We start from the raw sequence: 18,730 nt of genomic DNA on the forward strand, positions 1-18,730 counted from the left end.
GCCCGGTCCTCCGGCGATCGTCCGGGCCGCCGCCTGTCGGACGTGGCCATTACGCCGACGGCCGCCCGCCTCCCGCGGTTGCGGGGGACGGGCGGCCGTCGGACCGGCGTGGCCTCAGCCGAGGAACGAGGTGAGCTGGCGGGCCGTCCAGGTGCCGTCGTGGTAGGTGCGGGCGTACTCGGCGGAGGCGAGGCCGATCTTGGCGGTCGCCTCCCGGTCGTCGAGCAGGGACTCGACGACCGTGGTGAGGTCGGTCGGGGTGGCGTTGACGATCGGCAGGTCGCCGCCGACGGTCTTGGTGACCTGCTCGCTGAGGTAGGCCACCACCGGCTTGCCGGCGGCCATCGCCTCCACGGCGAAGGTGCCGAAGCTGCCGGTGGTGAACTGGTCGAGCACCAGGTCGCAGTCGCGGACCAGCTCGCGCATCTCCGCCCAGGCGACCCCCTCGGCCAGCCGCAGCTCGATGACGCCCCGGTCGTGCAGGGCCTGCATCGCCGGCAGGATCCGGTCGGTGCCCTTGGTCCACCGCTTGGAGGGGGCGTGCAGCACCAGCGGGCGGGACCGCTGCATCACCGGCCGGTCGCACGCCCAGGCGTCGACGTCCACCACCAGCGGGGCCCACGTCGCCCAGGGCAGGTCCTCGAGCAGGTCGGGCGTGGTCACGAAGGCCGGCAGCCCGGACTCCTCGGCCACCCGCCGGTTGCGCTCGGCCTTCTTCCGCAGCTTCGCCGCGATCCCGTCGGGAGCGTCGGTGAACAGGGAGAACTCGTGGCGCTGCTGGTGGCGGTCCGGATGCCGGATCTCGCTGCCGTGCGCCAGCAGCGCGACCTTGATCCCGGCCTTGCGCAACGCCGGCAGGTCACCCTCGATGTTGTCGCCGTTGAGCTGGCCGAACAGCGGCATGAACGCGTCCACCAGCACGTGGGTGTACTGGCTGAGCACCCGGTTGACCTGCTCCAGCTGGAAGTCGAGCTCCGGCTGGCGCAGCGAGTCGAGGTAGACGTCGGCGGGGTAGTCGAACGAGCCGGGCAGCTTGTTCATCACCACCTGCACCGACACGTCGGCGTTGTCCCGGCAGATGGCCCTGGCGAAGGCGGCGGCCTGACCGGCGTAGTTGGCCGGGCCGAGGCCGAGGCGGATCGACGTGTCACCGATCTCGCGCCAGCCGCCCAGGGGCCGCGGCTCGGCCGTGCCCGTCGACGGCGCGGTGACCGGACGCTCCTGCACCGTCCAGGGCACCTCGCGCGGGCCGGCCGGCGCGACGCCGGAGAGGTCCCGGTAGAGCTGGAGCAGCTTGCTGCTCTGCCGCTCCCAGGACAGCTCGTCGAGGATCGGCTCGCTGATGTGCGCGGCCAGCTCGGCCCGGCGGGCGGTGGCCCGCCGCGTCGCCTCCACGAAGCCCGCCACGTCGCCGGAGGTGAAGGTCTCCCCGATGTCGTGCCCCTCGACGAACGCCCGGACCACCTGCACGTCGCTCGTGACCAGGGGAAGGCCGGCGTGCAGGTACTCGGAGACCTTCGTCGGCAGGGACAGCTCGCAGTTCGGGGTCCGCTGGAACGGGATCAGGCCGAGGTCGGCGGAGCTGAGGTAGTCGGCGACCTCGTACGGCGCGACGTAGGGGACCACGTGCACCCGGTCCCGCGTGCCGGTCGCCTCGGCGCGGGCGAGCAGGTCCTCCAGCAGCGGGGTCATCCGGCCGCTGACCAGGGCCAGGTGGTGCTCCGGCAGCTGCGGCAGCGCCGCGATGACGGTGTCCAGCCCGCGTTCCTTGCCGATCCAGCCCGCGTACACCATCAGCGGCACGCCCTCGGCGACGCCGGCGCGCTCCCGCACGGAGGCGGTCACGGCGCCGCTGCGGATGCCGTCGCGCACCGGCGAGTTGCCCACCACCATCGGGGTCTTCGGCAGCCCGTACTCGGTCTGGAGCTTCTCCGCGATCTGCTCGGAGACGGTGACCACCGCGTCGGCCCGGCCGATGAACTCCCGCTCGGCGGCCCGCACGCCACTGGCCTGCTGCGGCTTGGGCCAGGCGACGCCCTGCACGTACTCGTGGGCGTCGTAGAGCCAGACGCAGCCGCGCCCGCGCGCCCGCAGCCGCGCGGCGCTCATCGCCGCCGTCGGGATGGTGTTGATGTCGTTGGCGTGGATGACGTCCGGCTCCAACTCCTCCAGCACCGGCCCGAACGCCAGGTCGATGTCGACAAGCGTCGGCCAGTCGGTCCGCCAGTCGCCGGTCGGCGGCAGCGGCTGGGTGCTGTGGAACTGTTCCCAGCCCCAGGCCCGCAGCCGGAACTGGTGCACCGCCTCGTGCGCCCGCAGCCAGGCGCGCGGCGGAGGCTTGCGCTTCGCCGTCTGCGTCCGGAGCCAGGCCTGGTGCGAGGCGCGGTAGCGGGCCAGGGCGGACTTGTCCGGGATGCCGAACTGCGTCAGCGTGCGGCGGATCCGGTGCTCGCGGGCCGGCCGGCGCGACAGGGTCTGCGGCACCGGCACCCGGATGACCTGGATCGGCCCCATGGCGGAGCGCTCCGGCTCGCCCTTCTTGCGGCTGCTCCGGCCCACCAGGACCACGTCCCACCCGTCCCGGGCGGCGGCGATGGCGGTCTTCTGTACGCGGGAGTCGCCGGTGATGCCGTTGGCGACCAGTACGACGAGCCGCGGCGCTCGGCGGGGCGTTGACATGCGCTGTCCTTAGGTGGGAGGAGGGCTGGCGGTGCGAGGTGCCGGACCGCGGCCCGCCGGACGCGGACCGCGGTCGCCCATCGTCAGCGGGTGGGAACGGTGTCCCCCGCCGGGGACGCGGTGCCCGTCCCCACGGTGATCGTGCTGCCGTCGGTCGCGGAGCGCAGGACGGCGCCGGCCACCTCGACCGTACGCAGGCCCTGGCGCAGGGTCACGATGTCGCTCTCCTTGCCCTCGACCGCGTCGCGGAAGCGCTCGTGCTCGACCAGCAGCGGCTCCCGCTTCGGGATCGCGTAGCGCACCATGTCGCCCTCGGCGACGCCGCGGAACGCGCGCAGCGCCTCCCACTCGGTGTCGATGGCGCCGTTGGCGTAGAAGGTGAGGTCGGCGGTGAGGGTGTCGGCGACGAAGCAGCCCCGGTCACCGGTGATCACCGTGGACCGCTCCTTGAGCGGGCTCAGCCAGTTGACCAGGTGGTTGACCATGGTGCCGTCGGCGAGCTGCCCCACCACGGCGACCATGTCCTCGTGCAGCCGGCCGCTGCGCGACACCGTCCGGGCCGACACCGAGGTGTATTCCTGGCCGGTCACCCAGCTGGTCAGGTCGATGTCGTGGGTGGCCAGGTCCATCACCACGCCGACGTCGGCGATGCGGTGCGGGAAGGGGCCCTGCCGGCGGGTGACGACCTGGTAGACCTCGCCCAGCTCGCCCGCCTCCAGGCGGGTGCGCAGGTTCTGCAGGGCGGGGTTGTAACGCTCGATGTGCCCGACCCCGGCCACCAGGCCGGCGGCCTCGAAGGCCTCCACGAGCCGCACCGCCGCGTCCACGCTCTGTGCGAGGGGCTTCTCGATCAGGGCGCTGACGCCGTTGGCGGCCAGCTCCAGGCCGACCTGCTCGTGCAGCGCCGTCGGGCAGGCCACCACCGCGTAGTCGACGCCGAGGGCGAGCAGGTCGCTGAGCTCGGGCACGACCGGCGCCCGCAGCGTGCCGGTGGTGTCGCCGGCCGGGTCGACGATGCCGACCAGCTCGACGCCGTCCAGGCCGGCGAGGACGCGGGCGTGGTTGCGGCCCATCGCGCCGAGGCCGATCAGGCCGGCGCGCAGCTTGCGGCCGGCGCTCACCGGGCACCCCCGGCCAGGTTCGCACCCTCGGCGATGCGCTCCAGCTCGGCCTCGGTCAGCGAGGGGTGCACCGGCAGGGAGACGACCTCGGCGGCGGCGCGCTCGGTCTCCGGCAGGTCCCAGGGACCGGGCTTGCCGTCCTCGCTCAGGTAGGGCTTGAGCCGGTGGATCGGGGTCGGGTAGTAGACGGCGTTGCCGATGCCCAGCTCGGTGAGGCGCTGCTGGGCGGCGTCCCGGTCGCCCTGCACCCGCACCGTGTACTGGTGGTAGACGTGCCGGGCGGCGTCGGCGACCGGCGGGGTGACCATGCCGGTGATCTTCGAGTCGAGGAACTTGGCGTTCGCCCGGCGCTGCTCGGTCCACTCGCCGAGCTGGCCCAGCTGGACCCGGCCGATGGCCGCGGCGACGTCGGTCATCCGCATGTTCGCGCCGACGATCTCGTTGGCGTACCGCTGCTCCATGCCCTGGTTGCGCAGCAGCCGCAGGGTGCGGGCCAGCTCGGCGTCGCCGGTGCTGACCATGCCGCCCTCCAGGGCGTGCATGTTCTTGGTCGGGTAGAAGCTGAAGCAGCCGGCGGTGCCGAACGCGCCGACCGGGGTGCCGTTCAGCGCGGCGCCGTGCGCCTGGGCGGCGTCCTCGACGACGGCCAGGCCGTGCCGCTCCGCGATCGCCATGATCCGGTCCATGGCGGCGGGGTGGCCGTAGAGGTGGACCGGCATGATCGCCACGGTGCGCGGGGTGACCGCGGCGGCGACCGCCTCCGGATCGAGGCAGAAGCTGCCCGGCTCGATGTCCACGAAGACCGGCTCGGCGCCGACCAGCCGGACGGCGTTCGCGCTGGCCGCGAAGGAGAACGACGGCACGATGACCTCGTCACCCGGGCCGAAGCCCAGGGCCATGAGGGTGAGCTGCAGGGCGGAGGTGCCCGAGTTCACCGCGACGCAGTGCCGCCCGGCGACCAGCTCGCCGAACTCCTCCTCGAAGGCCGCGACCTCGGGACCCTGCACCACCCGGCCGCTGCGGAGCACCCGGACAGCCGCTTCGATCTCGGCGTCGCCGATGATCGGCCGCGCTGGGGGAATGAACTCTGGGTGCGGCCCAGCCATGGGGCATCCTCCTGTGTCAGATGGTGCTCGGGTGGGGGTTCGGGGTGCGATACTAGCCCGTTGCGAATCAGGCCGAGACCGACGAGGGCAACGTTCACGCACCGGCCCGATGGGGTTCAGAAGTGGTCAGGGACCGGGTGTCCCACACCGCCGGCTCGTCGAGGGACGGACCGGTACATGCTACCCGCAGGGCCGCGACGATCGCGGCGGCCATGCGCGTGATCTCCGGCGTGTCAAGAGGTGTCCGCGAAATCGCCAGCCGCCAGTAGACCGGCCCGACGATCAGATCCGCCGCGCCGCGCCGGTCGGCGCCCGCCGGCAGCTCACCCCGCTCGACCGCCCGGCCGATGACGAGCTCGCCGACCCGGTCCTGGTAGCCGGTGAGCGCCCGCTGGAGGGTCTCGGCGATCTGCGGGTTGCGCGCCGCCTCGGCGAGCAGGTCCGGGATGATCTGCGAGGCCAGCGGGTGACGTAGCGCACCGGCGGCCACGAGCAGCAGCAGCTCCACGTCGCCGTGCAGGCTGCCGGCGTCCACCATCGGCAGCTTGCGCCCGGCGACCGCGGAGACCATGTCGAGCACCAGCTCGAGCTTGGAGCGCCACCGGCGGTAGATCGCCGTCTTGCTGACCCCGGCCCGCCGGGCCACCGCCTCTATCGACAACCGTCCGTAGCCGACCTCCGCCAGCTCCTGCGTGACCGCGCGGCGGATGGCCGTGGTGATGTCGTCACGGAGCACCGCCGCACCGGCCGGCACCCGCCTCTTATCGGTCTTCACGTGCAACAATGTAGCGCAGCGACGGTACGGTTGCGTCCCGACGTGTTTTCCACTACGGTTCGCCCGGCGACGAGGCGGCGCTCCGCACTGGCCACGCTCTCCCGTCGTCGCGCGCAACCCGTTGGCACGAAAGAGATCGGAGCGCCTAACCATGGCCAACACCACGGTGGCAGACCCGGATTCCGGGCTCACCGGGGCCCAGCTCGCCCAGCGCTACGGTCTCCGGTTCGCCGGCGAACGGCCGTCCCTGGGCGAATACGCGGGGCAGCTCTGGCGCTACCGGCACTTCATCGCCGCGTACGCCAACGCCAAGCTGGTGGCGTCGTTCAGCAACGCCCGGCTGGGGCAGCTCTGGCAGGTCCTCACCCCGCTGACCAACGCGGCGGTCTACTACCTGATCTTCGGCGTGGTGCTGGAGCAGAACAGGACCCCGAACTTCATCGCCTACCTCTGCACCGGCCTGTTCATCTTCAACTTCACCCAGACCGCGGTGCAGAACGGCACGCAGTCGATCACCAGCAACCTGGGCCTGATCCGGGCCCTGCACTTCCCCCGGGCCTGCCTGCCGCTGGCCGTGACGATCACCCAGTTCCAGCAGCTGCTCGGCTCGATGGTGGTGCTCGTCCTCATCGTGCTGGTGACCGGTGAGCCGATCACCCTGGCCTGGCTGATGCTGCCGCTGGCGATCCTGCTCCAGACGATCTTCAACGCCGGGCTGACCATGGCGATGGCCCGGATGGGCTCGAAGCTGGCGGACCTCAAGCAGGTCATGCCCTTCGTCATGCGCGCCTGGATGTACGGCTCCGGTGTGCTCTACAGCGTGGCGCTCTTCGAGGAGCAGCTGCCCTCCTGGGCCTCCAGGCTGGTCGAGCTCAACCCCGCGCTCGTCTACATCGAGCTGGCCCGGGTCTCGCTGCTGGAGAACACGCCGACGCTCAGCTCCTCCCTGCCCCAGCTCTGGGTGACGGCGCTGGGCTGGGCGATCGTGATGGGCGTCGGAGGTTTCATCTACTTCTGGCGAGGCGAACAGGAGTACGGCCGTGGTTGATCACTTCGAGTCGTCCAACGACGTGACGGTGACGCTGCCCAAGGTGCAGGAGCGCATCCCCACCGTGGTGGTGGACGACGCCCACGTCATCTACCGGATCCACAAGGGCGCCGGTGGGGGCGGCGGCCCGGTCGGCGCGCTCAAGCGGATCATGAGCCGCACCTCGGCGCCGAACATCCAGGAGGTGCACGCGGTCAAGGGGGTCAGCTTCACCGCGTACCGGGGCGAGGCGGTCGGGCTGATCGGCAGCAACGGCTCCGGCAAGTCGACCATGCTGCGCGCCATCGCCGGCCTGCTGCCGGTCAACCGCGGCGCGGTCTACACGCAGGGGCAGCCCTCGCTGCTCGGGGTCAACGCGGCCCTGCTCAACGACCTCTCCGGCGAGCGCAACGTCGTGCTGGGCTGCCTGGCCATGGGCATGTCGCCCGAGGAGGTGCAGCGGCGGACCCCGGAGATCATCGACTTCTCCGGCATCAACCAGCGGGGCGACTTCGCCTCGCTGCCGATGCGCACCTACTCCTCCGGCATGGGGGCCCGGCTGCGCTTCTCCATCGCCGCCGCCAAGAAGCACGACGTGCTGCTCATCGACGAGGCCCTCGCCACCGGCGACAAGATCTTCCGCAAGCGCAGCGAGCGGCGGGTGCGGGAGCTGCGGGAGGGCGCCGGCACGGTGTTCCTCGTCAGCCACCAGCTCTCCTCGATCCGAGACACCTGCGAGCGGACGATCTGGCTGGAATCGGGCGTCCTGCGCATGGACGGCCCGACCGACGAGGTCGTCCGGGAGTACGAGGCGTTCAGCGGCAAGTAGCGCAACGGCGCACGTACGGCATCCGCCCGGTGCCGGCCGACCGCGTCGCCCCGTGGGGGCGGCGCGGTCCGCGCGTTAAGGTTCATCCGGTCGCCGCACGGGCGGAACCTTCTGTTCACGCACCCTGAGAGTGAGGCTTCGGCAATGACGCAGGACCACACCACTGGCCCGGACGCCGCACCGGAGGACCCGGCGCCGTGGCGGCCCTCGCGGACGGTGGCGGTGGTGCTGGCCGGCGGCACCGGGACCCGGCTGGGCCTCGGCATCCCGAAGCAGCTGCTGAAGATCGCCGGTAAGCCGATCATCGAGCACACCCTGGCGGTCTTCGAGGCGGCGCCCGAGATCGACGAGATCGTCGTACTGATGGCCACCGGCCACGTCGCCGACGCGCAGCAGATCGTCGACAAGGCCGGCTTCCGCAAGGTCACCAAGGTGATCGAGGGCGGCGACACCCGCAACGCCACCACCCGGATCGCGCTCGACGCCGTCGGCGAGGGCGACTGCAACATCCTCTTCCACGACGCGGTGCGGCCCCTGGTCAGCGGCCGGATCGTGCGGGAGTGCGTGAACGCGCTCTGGACGTACTCGGCGGTCGACGTGGCCATCCCGTCGGCCGACACGATCGTCCAGGTCGACGAGAACGACTGCATCACCGACATCCCCGTGCGCTCCTCGCTGCGCCGGGGTCAGACCCCGCAGGCGTTCCGCTCGGGCACCATCCGCGAGGCCTACCAGCTCGCCGAGGACGACCCGCACTTCGCCGCGACCGACGACTGCGGGGTGGTGCTGCGCTACCTGCCCGGCACCCCGATCAAGGTCATCGACGGCTCCGACGAGAACATCAAGGTGACCCACCCGGTCGACGTGCACCTGGCGGACAAGCTGTTCCAGCTCGCCGCCGCGCAGGCGCCCCGGGTGACCGACGAGCGCAGCTACACCGAGGAGCTGACCGGCCGGACCATCGTGATCTTCGGCGGCAGCTACGGCATCGGCCACGACCTCGCCGAGCTGGCCAGGCGCTACGGCGCGCAGGTCTTCCCGTTCAGCCGCTCCAGCACCGGCACCCACGTCGAGCGCGCCGAGGACGTCGGGGCGGCGCTGAAGACCGCCTTCGAGGCCACCGGCCGGATCGACCACGTGGTGGTCACCGCCGGCGTCCTGGAGAAGGGTCCCCTGTCCGAGATGGACCAGGAGACCATGGACCGGGTGCTCCAGGTCAACTTCGTGGGGCCGGTCATCGTCGCCCGCCAGTCGCTGCCCTACCTCCAGCAGACCAAGGGCCAGCTGCTGCTCTACACCTCCAGCTCCTACACCCGGGGCCGCGCCGACTACGCGCTCTACTCCTCCACCAAGGCGGCCCTGGTCAACCTCACCCAGGCGCTCTCCGACGAGTGGGCGGAGTTCGGCGTACGCGTCAACTGCGTCAACCCCGAGCGGACCGCGACGCCGATGCGCACCAAGGCGTTCGGCGAGGAGCCGGAGCACACCCTGCTCGCCGCCGAGACCGTCGCCCAGGCGTCGCTGGACGTGCTGATCTCGGACCTGACCGGCCAGGTCATCGACGTGCGTCGCGCGCCCGGCGAGGTGCCGGCCCAGCCGGGGCCGGCGCGGGTCGAGCGGGACGCCAGCCCGGCCGACGCCGGCTGACGCGGATTTCGGGCCACGGCGGGAAACGGAGCCGACATGCGTGGTGACCTGGTTCGGAAGCTGCTCGCCCGCGCGCTGGCCACCGGCCTGGCGGTGCTGGCGTTCCTCGTCGTCGCGCTGACCGGCGCGACCGGCTGGGGGCTGGGGCTGGCCGTGGCCGCCCTCGCGGCGGCCACCTGGGAGCGGCGGGTGCGCCCGGGCGCCGACAACGCCGCCGAGACCGCGCTTGTCGCGGCGGCGATCCTGGTCGGCTACGCCCGCCGCCTCGACGCCGGGTTCGACCCCGCGCTGGCCGTGACCGCACTGGCCCTGCTGGGGCTGGTGCTGCTGGTCAACCCGCTCCGCGACGCCGGCGGCCTGGAGGTGCGCGCCGCGAACCTGCCGGTGCGCTCGTGGACGCCGCTGGTCGCCGCCCGCCTCGGCGACGCGCTGGCGGGGCTGCTCGCCCTGCTGGCGCTGGCGGCCGTCGCGGGCCTGCCGGCCGGTGTCGCGCTGGCGGCCGTCGCCCTGGTCGCCGCCGGCGCCGCGGCGGTCGGGCTGGACCTGGCCCGGCGCAAGTTCCGGCCGGGGGCCGGCGGTTCGGCGGTGTCCCGCGCGCTGCGCCGGCACCAGCCCGAGTTCCTGCTCCACTTCTCCGCGCCGCCCGGCTCGGAGTACCAGGTCACCATGTGGCTGCCGTACCTGGAGCGGATCGGCCGCCCGTTCCTGGTGATGGTGCGCGAGCCGGAGTTCCTGCCCCTGGTCGCCGCGGCCACCAGCGCGCCCGTCGTCTACTGCCCCACCACCAGGGCCATGGACGAGGCGCTGGTGCCGAGCCTGCGGGTGGCGTTCTACGTCAACCACGGCGCGAAGAACAGCCACTGCATCCGCTACACCCAGCTGACCCACGTCCAGCTGCACCACGGCGACAGCGACAAGGCCCCCAGCGCCAACCCGGTCTCGGCGATCTTCGACCGGATCTTCGTCGCCGGCCAGGCCGCCGTCGACCGGTACGCCCGCGCCGGGGTGGACATCCCGGCGGAGAAGTTCGTCGTCGTCGGCCGCCCGCAGGTCGAGTCGATCGAGGTACGCCCGGAGCCGGCGCACGGGCGGGCCAACCCGACAGTGCTCTACACGCCGACCTGGACCGGGCACAACGCGGACGCGAACTACTGCTCCCTGCCGGTGGCCGAGACGCTGCTGCGCCGGCTGCTCGACCGGGGCGCGACGGTGATCCTGCGGGCCCACCCGTACACCTCGCAGAACCCGGCCTCCGCCCGGCAGCTGGGCCGGCTCACCGAACTGCTGGCCGCGGACCGGGCCCGCAGCGGCCGGCAGCACGTCTTCGGGGCCGCCGCCAGCCGGGAGCTGACCCTGACCGAGTGCGTGAACCGTTCGGACGCGCTGGTCTCCGACGTGTCCGGGGTGATCTCCGACTACCTCTACTCCGGCAAGCCGTACGCGGTGACCGACATGGTGGACTCCGGCGACCGGTTCCCCGAGCAGTTCCCGCTCGCCGGGTCGGGCTACGTGCTGCGGCGCGACATGGCGAACGTGGACGAGGTGCTGACCGCGCTGCTGGACACCGATCCGCTGGCCTCGGCGCGGTGGGCCACCCGGAGCCGCTACCTGGGCGACTTCCCCGCCGAGTCGTACGCCGAGGCGTTCCTGGAGGCCGCCCGGCGCCAGCTCGACGAGGGCTGGAAGACGCCCGCCCCGCGCACGGGCGGCGCGACCGGCCTGCCGCTCGACCCGGACGAGGCGACCCTCTCCCCCGCCACCTGACGCCCCGGTCGGGAGGCACACCGGTCGCGACGGCGGACCTGTGGGCCGGGCCGTTCGCGGGGCACGTCAGCGGTACGGCTCGACGAGGTCCAGGACCGCATCGGGGGCCTCGACGTGGGCGTTGTGCCCGAGGCCGGGCAGGACGGCGACCGGCACCCCCAGCTCCGTGAGCTGGGCGTCGGTGACCATGGGGTCGTGCTCGCCGCGGGCCAGCAGTACGGGCACGTCGGTCGCCGCCAGCAGGGCGGGCAACTCCGGCGCGCCCACGCCGAACGCGGCCGGGTCCATCGCCAGCCGCCAGCGGCCGTCGACCTGCCGCAGCCCCGCCTCCACGACGGGGTGCTCCGGGGCGAAGAGCCCGGACAGGCCGGCCACCCGTAGGTAGCGGCGGGCCGCCTCGTCCCGGCTGGCGAACCAGGTCACCGGCCGGGCCGCCAACTCACCCGCCTTGGCCAGCTCCGCCGGCGACCAGACGGCCTTGATGCCGAGCCCGACGACGGCGTCGACGGGCAGTCCGGCGCCCCGGGCGGCCAGCGCCAGCCCGACCACCCCGCCGAGGGAGTGCCCCAGCACGACGAGCCGGTCCCCCGCCGCGAGCCCCGCGCCGATCCGCGCGGCCAGCCCCGGGAAGGAGTACTCCGGCAGCGGCGGCGACCAGCCGTGGCCGGCGAGGTCCGGCGCCAGCCACCGCCCCGCCCACCGACGCTCCAGCAGCGGCGCCCAGGGCAGCCACACGTCGCCGGTCGCGCCCATGCCGTGCAGCAGCAGGAGCACCCGCCGGCCGGCCCCGTCACCCGACTCATCGACCATGGGCGCAGTGTGCCACCCGTCGGACGCCGCGGGCGAGGGCCGTGACCCGGACACGACATCGGGCGCCGACCCCCCGGGTGGGGAGCCGACGCCCGACGGAGTCGCTCAGGCGGAGTAGCCGCGGGTGGCGGCCCAGTTCGCCAGGGCGATGGTGCTCATCCAGTACGACGCGGTCGCCGGGTTCGCCGAGTCGGCGATCTTCACCAGCCGCCCCTCGTCCTGGTAGCCGACCACCGCGACGTAGTGGCCGCCGGGGAAGGAGTGCCAGCCGCCGTCGGTGTCCGTGGCGCTGCCGGCGACGTTGACCACGACGCCCCGCCCGTCGGCGATGGCCGCGACGACGTCGGCCTGGAGCCGGTCCATCTGGGCCGGGGTGGCGGCGCCACCGGGGATCATCCGGGTCCGGTACGGGTCGCCCTTCACCGTCGCGTTCAGCACGCGGGTGGTGTCCTGGGCCGAGTCGGTACCCATCTGGTCGGTGCCCAGCTGGGCACCGAGGGCGTCCTGGCTGCGCGCGATGCCGGCGGCGCTGAGGGCGTGCCGGACGGCCGCCGGACCACAGTTGTAGAAGGTGGTCTGGGCCTGGTAGTCGTAGTCCAGGCTCTTGGCGGCCGGAGGCTTCGGCGGCGCCGGCTTGCGGGTCAGGTCCGGGTCCGGGGCGGCGCTGGACGCGCTGGCCGACGGGGCGGCGCTGGACGCGGCCGGGGCGGCGCTGGACGGGGCGGGCGCGACCCGGGCCTGGCTGCGCGAGGCCGCGGCGTCGTCCCGCAGCTCGGTGGCGGCCACCGGGGCCTGCGCGACGGCGGGGTCCTCGTCGGCTCCGGCCAGCAGCGCGCCCGTGCCCGACGCCAGCACGAGCGCCGCGGCGGACGCGGCGGCCAGCTGGTACGGACGCTCGGACGTGAGGCGACGCAACTGTCGCTTGAGGTGGTGCTTCACGGTTTCCTCCACGGGCTCGGGGGTGAGCGGCCGTCGGTCCGCGCCGAGGGCAGGGCGGACCGCCGCGCGGACGGGAGTCCGGGCGGGTGGTGGACCACTCAGGGGATGCGCCCGGGACGCCGGGCGACGGACGGTGACCGGTGGGTCAGCTCATGACCTGCGGGCCGACGAGCGCGGTCACCGCGGCGCCGTGGAGACGGCGGCACAGCCGAGGGGTGTACGGGTGTGGCATGAAGATGGAACTCCTTCCGACACCGCCGACCGGGTTAGCTGACGGATTCGGGCGGGAAGAACGCCCTACCACGGGCCCACGGCCCACGGATTCACCCCAACGAGCACTGGGTCCCCGGTTCGTCGTTCACGATTAGGCGGGTCGGCGCGGCGTCGCCTCTGGCGATCGGGTACCGCACCGGACGCGCCGACATTACTGGCCGGTCCGCGCCCTGCCAACCCCGTCCCACCTGCCTAAACCTTGATCGGGAGACAATTTTTGCGGGCACTTCGCCACTGACGCGACTCAATGGGACGACCGTTTCTGCACGCACCTTGGGGCGACAACGGGACAAGTGGCGGACATCGGCGCCGAAACCCCGGCTGGAATCGACCGGGCCGCGCCCGATGACCGGTTCGACGGCGTGGTGACCGGCGTCACCGAAACGGTGGGGATTCGTCGCCCGGACTCTCCGGCCGCCGGGGGCGCTCAGCGCGAGTCGGCGTACGTCGTCCGGTGGTCGTCCTGTGGATCGGCGGCCCGGGGGCGCGGCACGGCGTTGCCCCGGTCCCCCGGCGCCGCCCCGGGGCCGCCGGGGTCCTGCCCGGCGGCGTCCCCGTCCCGCGGCGCCCGGGCCGGCCTACGCGGGGTGAGCAGCCGCATCATCGGCGTCTCGACGAGACGGTGCAACAGGCCGGCCAGGGCCAGGTTGACCAGCAGGAAGCCGAGCACCACCGCCAGCCCCCACCAGCCGGTGAAGCCGACGCCCCAGTCACCGGTGAGCCGCAGGACGGTGATCATCACGAGGACGTGCACCAGATAGAAGGCGAAGGAGACCTCGCCCAGCCAGATCATCGGCCGGGACCGCCACGGCGAGCGCCGCCCGCGCACGTCCGCGTCCGCCGCCGCGGCGATGACCAGGATGTACGCGACCGAGAGCAGCGCCGCCCACAGTTCGGCGCGGACCCACTGCGCGGCGACCACCCAGGTCGCCACGAAGAGCAGGCTGGCCAGCGGCAGGCCCGGCCCGCGCCACCGGCCACGCCGCATCAGCTCGGCGGCGGCGACGCCCATCCAGAACTCCAGCGACCGCACCGGCGGGAAGATCTGGGTGAACCACCAGCGGCTCTCCTCGGGCACCAGCACCTGGGCCGGCCAGAGCGCCAGGATGAGCAGCGGCACCGCGACCACGACGGCCCACAGGGCCCACGGCCGGGCCCGGCGGATCAGCGGCAGCGCCAACGGCAGGCAGAGGTAGAAGAAGAACTCGCAGGACAGCGACCAGCTGACCGTGTTGATGCTGTAGAAGTGGCCCGGCCGCGGGTCCCACGCCTGGAGGAGGAACAGGTTCTCCACCGCGACGAACCGGTCCACGGGGTCGGCGAACCAGGCCGCGACCGCCAGGGCCGCCACCCACAGCACCACGTGGCTCGGCCAGATCTTGGCCACCCGGCGCCGCCAGAACGCCCGACGGGTGTCGGTGGGTCGGGCCGACCAGACCAGCACGAAGCCGCTGAGGATGAAGAAGAACTGCACGCCCGACAGCCCGAGGGCGAAGGCCCAGTCCACGACGGCCTTCTGGCCGGGCTCGGCGATGATGCCCATCGTCGCGACGTGGAACCCGAAGACGAGCAGGGCGGCGACCCAGCGCAGCCCGGTCAGCGACGGCAGGCGGCTGGCCGGGGACGCGGGCCGGGCGGCCGGCGCGACGGTCGCGGCGTCGTTCATGCCGGCATCCCGACGATCCGCAGGGTCACCAGCACGTACGTCTCCTCCTCGACCCCGTCCTCAGGCGCCCCCGAAGGGGCTCCGTGGCGGTCCACCGGTCGGCGCCGCCCCGCCGGGCACCCTACCCGCCGGGCCTGAGGCTCTGTTCCGTCCCGTCCGCGAGTGCCCGTTCTGTCCCGTGGGGGAATCCCGTTCCTCCCGTCCCTCCGTGACCGTTGCGTCCCCATCCGTGACGGCGGTGGCGGGCATCCGGGTTGCGGCCGAACGGGTGGCTAGTATTCCCAGACCCGGAGGTGACGAGAGGCGGGCGAATGCACAAGCGAATCCTGATGCGGGCGAAGAAGGGCCCGTTCGACGTCTACTCTCCGGAGGAGACGCACGAGCGGAACTGGATCGGCGACAACAACGGCAACCTCGTCTTCAGCCACGCCGCCCACAAGCTCCTGCGCACCGCCACCGCCGAGATCACCTCGACCGAGTTCAGGATCGACCCGCGCGACGCCGACATGATCAACGAGCGGTACGACGTCTACGTCGTACCGCTCGCCAACGCCTTCCGCCGCAGCTACGCCCACCGCGTCGAGGCCATGACGAAGCTCATCGAGCAGTTGAAGATCCCGGTGGTGGTGCTCGGGGTGGGCGTACAGACCGACATCAACGGCGACCGGGAGTACCTCCGCCCCATCGACGACGTCGTGACCCGCTTCGTACGGGCGGTACTCGACCGCTCGCACAGCATCGGCGTACGTGGCGAGATCACCCGTGACTACCTGCGCGCCCTGGGCTTCTCGGCCGTCGACGTGATCGGCTGCCCGTCGATGTTCCTGCACGGCGACAGCCTGCGGGTGGAGAAGAGGAAGGCGTCCCTGTCGCCCGACGACAGGCTCGCGCTCACCGTCTCCCCCTACGTCACGTCGATGGCGGAGATCATCGCCCGGCACCACGAGCGGTACCCGAACCTGCGCTACCTGCCGCAGGACCTCAAGACGCTCGGCACGCTCCTCTACGGCGACGCCCCCGGCGACCGGGGCAGGACCAGCAAGATCCCGATCCACACCTCGCACCCGCTGTTCACCGAGGACAAGGTGCGGATGTTCGTCGACCCCTGGACCTGGATGGACTACCTCTCCGGGTTCGACTTCGCGTTCGGCACCCGGATCCACGGCACCATCACCGCCCTCATCGCCGGCACGCCCGGCTACCTCTTCGCGCACGACTCGCGCACCCTGGAACTCGCCCGGTACTTCGAGATCCCGCACCGGGTGATGAAGGACGTGCCGGTCGACGTCGACGCCGCCCAGCTCTACGCGGAGGCGGACTACACGGCGCTCAACGACGGCCACAAGTCGCGCTACGAGACGATGCTCGCCTTCCTCGCCAGGCACGACCTGGGCCACGCCTTCGCCGACGGCGACAGCGCGGCCCAGTTCGACGCGCAGGTGCGCTCCACCGCCTTCCCGCCCGCCGTACGCCCGGCCGCCGCGACCGCCCCCGACGCGCTGCTGGAGCGGATCCAGTGGCTGCGCGACCGCAACGTCGAGCTACGCAAGGAGACGGAGACGCTGCGCGGGCAGCGCCTGCAGACCCGGGTCAAGCAGGTGATCGGCGGCCGGGTGCGCCGGATGCTGAACCGCTGAGGCGGGGTTCGCACCGCCCGACCGGCCTCCCTCGCCGGCGGCCGGCGGGCGGGCGGGCGACGCGTCCGTACACCTGTACCAACACGGCAGGTACGCTGGGCGGATGACCGGGGCCGCCTACCAGCCGTCGATGTTCGACCTCACCGCCGCCGGACCGTCGCTGAGCCCGCTGGCCGACCGGCTGCGCCGGCACCCGCTCACCCACGGCGCGTGGGTCGACCATCTCCCCGGCTGGATCACCGGCTCCGACCAGGTCTTCGACGTCCTGCTGCGGGACGTCCCCTGGCGGGCCGAGCGCCGCACGATGTACGACGCCGAGGTCGACGTGCCCCGGCTGCTCTGCTGGTACGCCGGGCACCGCCCGCTGCCGCACCCGCTGCTCACCGAGGCGCGCGCCGCCCTCACCCGGCACTACGCCCCCGAGCTCGGCGAGCCCTTCGTCACCGCCGGCATGTGCCTCTACCGCTCCGGCCGGGACAGCGTCGCCTGGCACGGCGACACCCAGGGCCGCTCCGCGCACACCGACACCATGGTCGCCATCGTCTCGTTCGGCTCGCCGCGCACACTGCTGCTGCGGCCCCGTGGCGGCGGCGACAGCCTGCGCTTCCCACTCGGCCACGGCGACCTCGTGGTGATGGGCGGCTCCTGCCAGCGCACCTGGGAGCACGCCGTGCCCAAGACCACCCGCCCCGTCGGGCCCCGCGTCAGCGTCCAGTTCCGCCCCGCCGGCGTCGCCTGACCCGCCCCGACGGAGGCAAGCCCGAACAGCCCCACCCAGGCCACCAGCCGAACCACTGCAGGGCCACCGGCCGGGCCGCACCGGGCCTCTGCTAGAAACGACTCCTGGGTTTCACCTGCGCCCCCGTCACCTCTCCACGACGCGAAGGGCGTTCCATGACCCAGTCCTCCACCGAGCCGCGCTCCCGTTGGTCCGCGTGGGCGGTCCACGGCGACGGCCGGTCCATCCGCCCCGGCGACGTGGTCCACCCCGACGAACGCCTCTCCTGGCCGCGTACTTTCGGCGTCGGCGTGCAGCACGTCGTCGCGATGTTCGGCGCCACCTTCACGGTGCCGCTCATCACCGGCTTCCCGCCGGCCACCACGCTCTTCTTCTCCGGGCTCGGCACGCTGCTGTTCCTGCTGATCACCGGCAACCGGCTGCCCTCGTACCTCGGCTCGTCCTTCGCCTTCATCGCGCCGGTGCTGGCGGCCAAGGCCGGCGGCGACATCGGCCCGGCGCTCGGCGGCATCGTCGTCGCCGGCGTGGCGCTGGCCGCCGTCGGGCTGGTCGTCCAGCTCGCCGGGTCGCGCTGGATCGACGCGCTGATGCCGCCCGTGGTCACCGGGGCGATCGTCGCGCTGATCGGCCTGAACCTCGCCCCGGTCGCCTGGGACGGCGACGGGAGCGGCACCGGCGTGAAGGCGCAGCCGCTGATCGCGGTGGTGACGCTGGCCGCCATCCTGCTCGCCACGGTGGCCTTCCGGGGCTTCCTCGCCCGACTCTCCATCCTGCTGGGGGTGGTGGTCGGCTGGGTCCTCGCCGCCGTGCTCGGCGACCTGGATCCGAAGGCGGTCGACGGCCTGCGGGACGCCGCCTGGGTCGGCCTGCCCGAGTTCCACACGCCGAGCTTCAGCCTACGGGCGGTCGTGCTGGTCATCCCGGTGATCCTGGTGCTGATCGCCGAGAACGCCGGGCACGTCAAGGCGGTCGCCGCGATGACCGGCCGGAACCTGGACCGGGACATGGGCCGGGCGTTCATGGGCGACGGGCTGGCCACGATGCTCGCCGGCTCCGGCGGCGGCTCCGGCACCACCACCTACGCGGAGAACATCGGCGTGATGGCGGCGACCCGGGTCTACTCCACCGCCGCGTACTGGGTGGCCGGCCTGACGGCGGTGCTGCTCGGGCTCAGCCCGAAGTTCGGCGCGCTGATCCTCACCGTGCCGGCCGGCGTGCTCGGCGGCGCCACCACTGCCCTGTACGGCCTGATCGCCATCCTCGGCGCGCGGATCTGGATCGAGAGCCGGGTGGACTTCCACGACCCGGTGAACCTGATGACCGCCGCCGTCGCGGTGATCGTCGGCGCGGCCAACTACACCCTCACCGCCGGCGACCTCTCGTTCAACGGCATCGCCCTGGGCACCGCCGCCGCCCTGGCCGTCTACCACGGCATGCGCCTGGTGACCCACCTACGCGGCACCACCCCCACCCCGGACCCAACCCGGCCCCCGCCCCGGCCCTCGCAGCGTTGATCATGAAGTTAGCGGGGCAATATGCCCGATTCCGACCAGCCAACCTCATGATCGACGGGGGCAGGTGAACCGGCGGGGGCGGGAGTGCCAGCGACCCGTCGAGCAGGGCTGGGTGGGCGCGCAGGGAGCAGGAAGGGGGGGGGGGGGGGGTGGCCGGCCCACCGAGGGTCACGGGGAGAGCGGGTGGGAATTTGGGGGCGGACG

General features: G+C 72.9%; 14 protein-coding genes and 1 riboswitch. Of the genes, 7 read left to right on the forward strand and 7 right to left on the reverse strand.

What is annotated here, in order from left to right; all coding sequences use genetic code 11:
- Positions 1-114: 114 nt before the first annotated feature.
- The 4 genes from AB0B83_RS27640 to AB0B83_RS27655 all read right to left on the reverse strand — a co-directional run bounded on the left by AB0B83_RS27640 (position 115) and on the right by AB0B83_RS27655 (position 5,681).
- Positions 115-2,679 (reverse strand): glycosyltransferase, encoded by a 2,565-nt coding sequence (locus AB0B83_RS27640; RefSeq protein ID WP_357580615.1) that lies wholly within the window; start codon positions 2,677-2,679, stop codon positions 115-117.
- An 83-nt stretch (positions 2,680-2,762) separates the two neighbouring features.
- The gene (locus AB0B83_RS27645) at positions 2,763-3,800 is read right to left on the reverse strand and encodes a Gfo/Idh/MocA family oxidoreductase (protein WP_357580616.1); all 1,038 of its coding nucleotides are present in this window, start codon (positions 3,798-3,800) and stop codon (positions 2,763-2,765) included.
- Positions 3,797-4,906: a DegT/DnrJ/EryC1/StrS family aminotransferase gene (locus tag AB0B83_RS27650; RefSeq protein WP_357580617.1), complete on the reverse strand. Its 1,110-nt coding sequence runs from the start codon at positions 4,904-4,906 to the stop codon at positions 3,797-3,799. The genes AB0B83_RS27645 and AB0B83_RS27650 overlap by 4 nt, the downstream gene beginning before the upstream one ends.
- A 94-nt stretch (positions 4,907-5,000) precedes the next feature.
- Positions 5,001-5,681: a TetR/AcrR family transcriptional regulator gene (locus AB0B83_RS27655; protein WP_327031067.1), complete on the reverse strand. Its 681-nt coding sequence runs from the start codon at positions 5,679-5,681 to the stop codon at positions 5,001-5,003.
- Positions 5,682-5,832: 151 nt separating this feature from the next.
- Between AB0B83_RS27655 and AB0B83_RS27660 the strand changes: the two genes are divergently transcribed.
- From AB0B83_RS27660 to AB0B83_RS27675, 4 genes are all read left to right on the forward strand, one after another.
- Positions 5,833-6,729 (forward strand): ABC transporter permease, encoded by an 897-nt coding sequence (locus AB0B83_RS27660; RefSeq protein WP_357580618.1) that lies wholly within the window; start codon positions 5,833-5,835, stop codon positions 6,727-6,729.
- Positions 6,722-7,537, forward strand: coding sequence for an ABC transporter ATP-binding protein (locus AB0B83_RS27665; RefSeq protein ID WP_121395673.1), 816 nt, complete (start codon positions 6,722-6,724; stop codon positions 7,535-7,537). The genes AB0B83_RS27660 and AB0B83_RS27665 overlap by 8 nt, the downstream gene beginning before the upstream one ends.
- A 144-nt stretch (positions 7,538-7,681) precedes the next feature.
- Positions 7,682-9,184, forward strand: coding sequence for a bifunctional cytidylyltransferase/SDR family oxidoreductase (locus AB0B83_RS27670; RefSeq protein WP_357580619.1), 1,503 nt, complete (start codon positions 7,682-7,684; stop codon positions 9,182-9,184).
- Positions 9,185-9,220: 36 nt separating this feature from the next.
- A complete protein-coding gene (locus tag AB0B83_RS27675; protein ID WP_357580620.1) occupies positions 9,221-10,948 on the forward strand; it encodes a CDP-glycerol glycerophosphotransferase family protein in 1,728 nt (575 codons plus the stop codon).
- Positions 10,949-11,014: 66 nt separating this feature from the next.
- Here AB0B83_RS27675 and AB0B83_RS27680 read toward each other — a convergent pair whose 3' ends face one another.
- From AB0B83_RS27680 to AB0B83_RS27690, 3 genes are all read right to left on the reverse strand, one after another.
- A complete protein-coding gene (locus AB0B83_RS27680; protein WP_357580621.1) occupies positions 11,015-11,758 on the reverse strand; it encodes an alpha/beta fold hydrolase in 744 nt (247 codons plus the stop codon).
- A gap of 105 nt (positions 11,759-11,863) precedes the next feature.
- On the reverse strand, positions 11,864-12,709 hold the full coding sequence (locus tag AB0B83_RS27685; RefSeq protein ID WP_357580622.1) for a C39 family peptidase: 846 nt from the start codon (positions 12,707-12,709) through the stop codon (positions 11,864-11,866).
- A gap of 228 nt (positions 12,710-12,937) precedes the next feature.
- Positions 12,938-13,078: riboswitch (cyclic di-AMP (ydaO/yuaA leader) on the reverse strand.
- Positions 13,079-13,397: 319 nt separating this feature from the next.
- Positions 13,398-14,636 (reverse strand): acyltransferase, encoded by a 1,239-nt coding sequence (locus AB0B83_RS27690; RefSeq protein ID WP_357580623.1) that lies wholly within the window; start codon positions 14,634-14,636, stop codon positions 13,398-13,400.
- A 311-nt stretch (positions 14,637-14,947) separates the two neighbouring features.
- Between AB0B83_RS27690 and AB0B83_RS27695 the strand changes: the two genes are divergently transcribed.
- The 3 genes from AB0B83_RS27695 to AB0B83_RS27705 all read left to right on the forward strand — a co-directional run bounded on the left by AB0B83_RS27695 (position 14,948) and on the right by AB0B83_RS27705 (position 18,526).
- Positions 14,948-16,273: a polysaccharide pyruvyl transferase family protein gene (locus AB0B83_RS27695; RefSeq protein ID WP_357580624.1), complete on the forward strand. Its 1,326-nt coding sequence runs from the start codon at positions 14,948-14,950 to the stop codon at positions 16,271-16,273.
- A gap of 103 nt (positions 16,274-16,376) precedes the next feature.
- Complete coding sequence (locus AB0B83_RS27700) at positions 16,377-17,012, forward strand: alpha-ketoglutarate-dependent dioxygenase AlkB (protein WP_357580625.1); 636 nt, start codon at positions 16,377-16,379, stop codon at positions 17,010-17,012.
- Positions 17,013-17,167: 155 nt separating this feature from the next.
- Positions 17,168-18,526 carry a solute carrier family 23 protein gene (locus tag AB0B83_RS27705; protein WP_357580626.1) on the forward strand — a complete coding sequence of 453 codons (1,359 nt, stop codon included), beginning with the start codon at positions 17,168-17,170 and terminating at the stop codon, positions 18,524-18,526.
- Positions 18,527-18,730 lie beyond the last annotated feature (204 nt).

Origin of the sequence: Micromonospora sp. NPDC049060 (genome assembly GCF_040649055.1) — a bacterium.
GTDB lineage: Bacteria > Actinomycetota > Actinomycetes > Mycobacteriales > Micromonosporaceae > Micromonospora > Micromonospora reichwaldensis.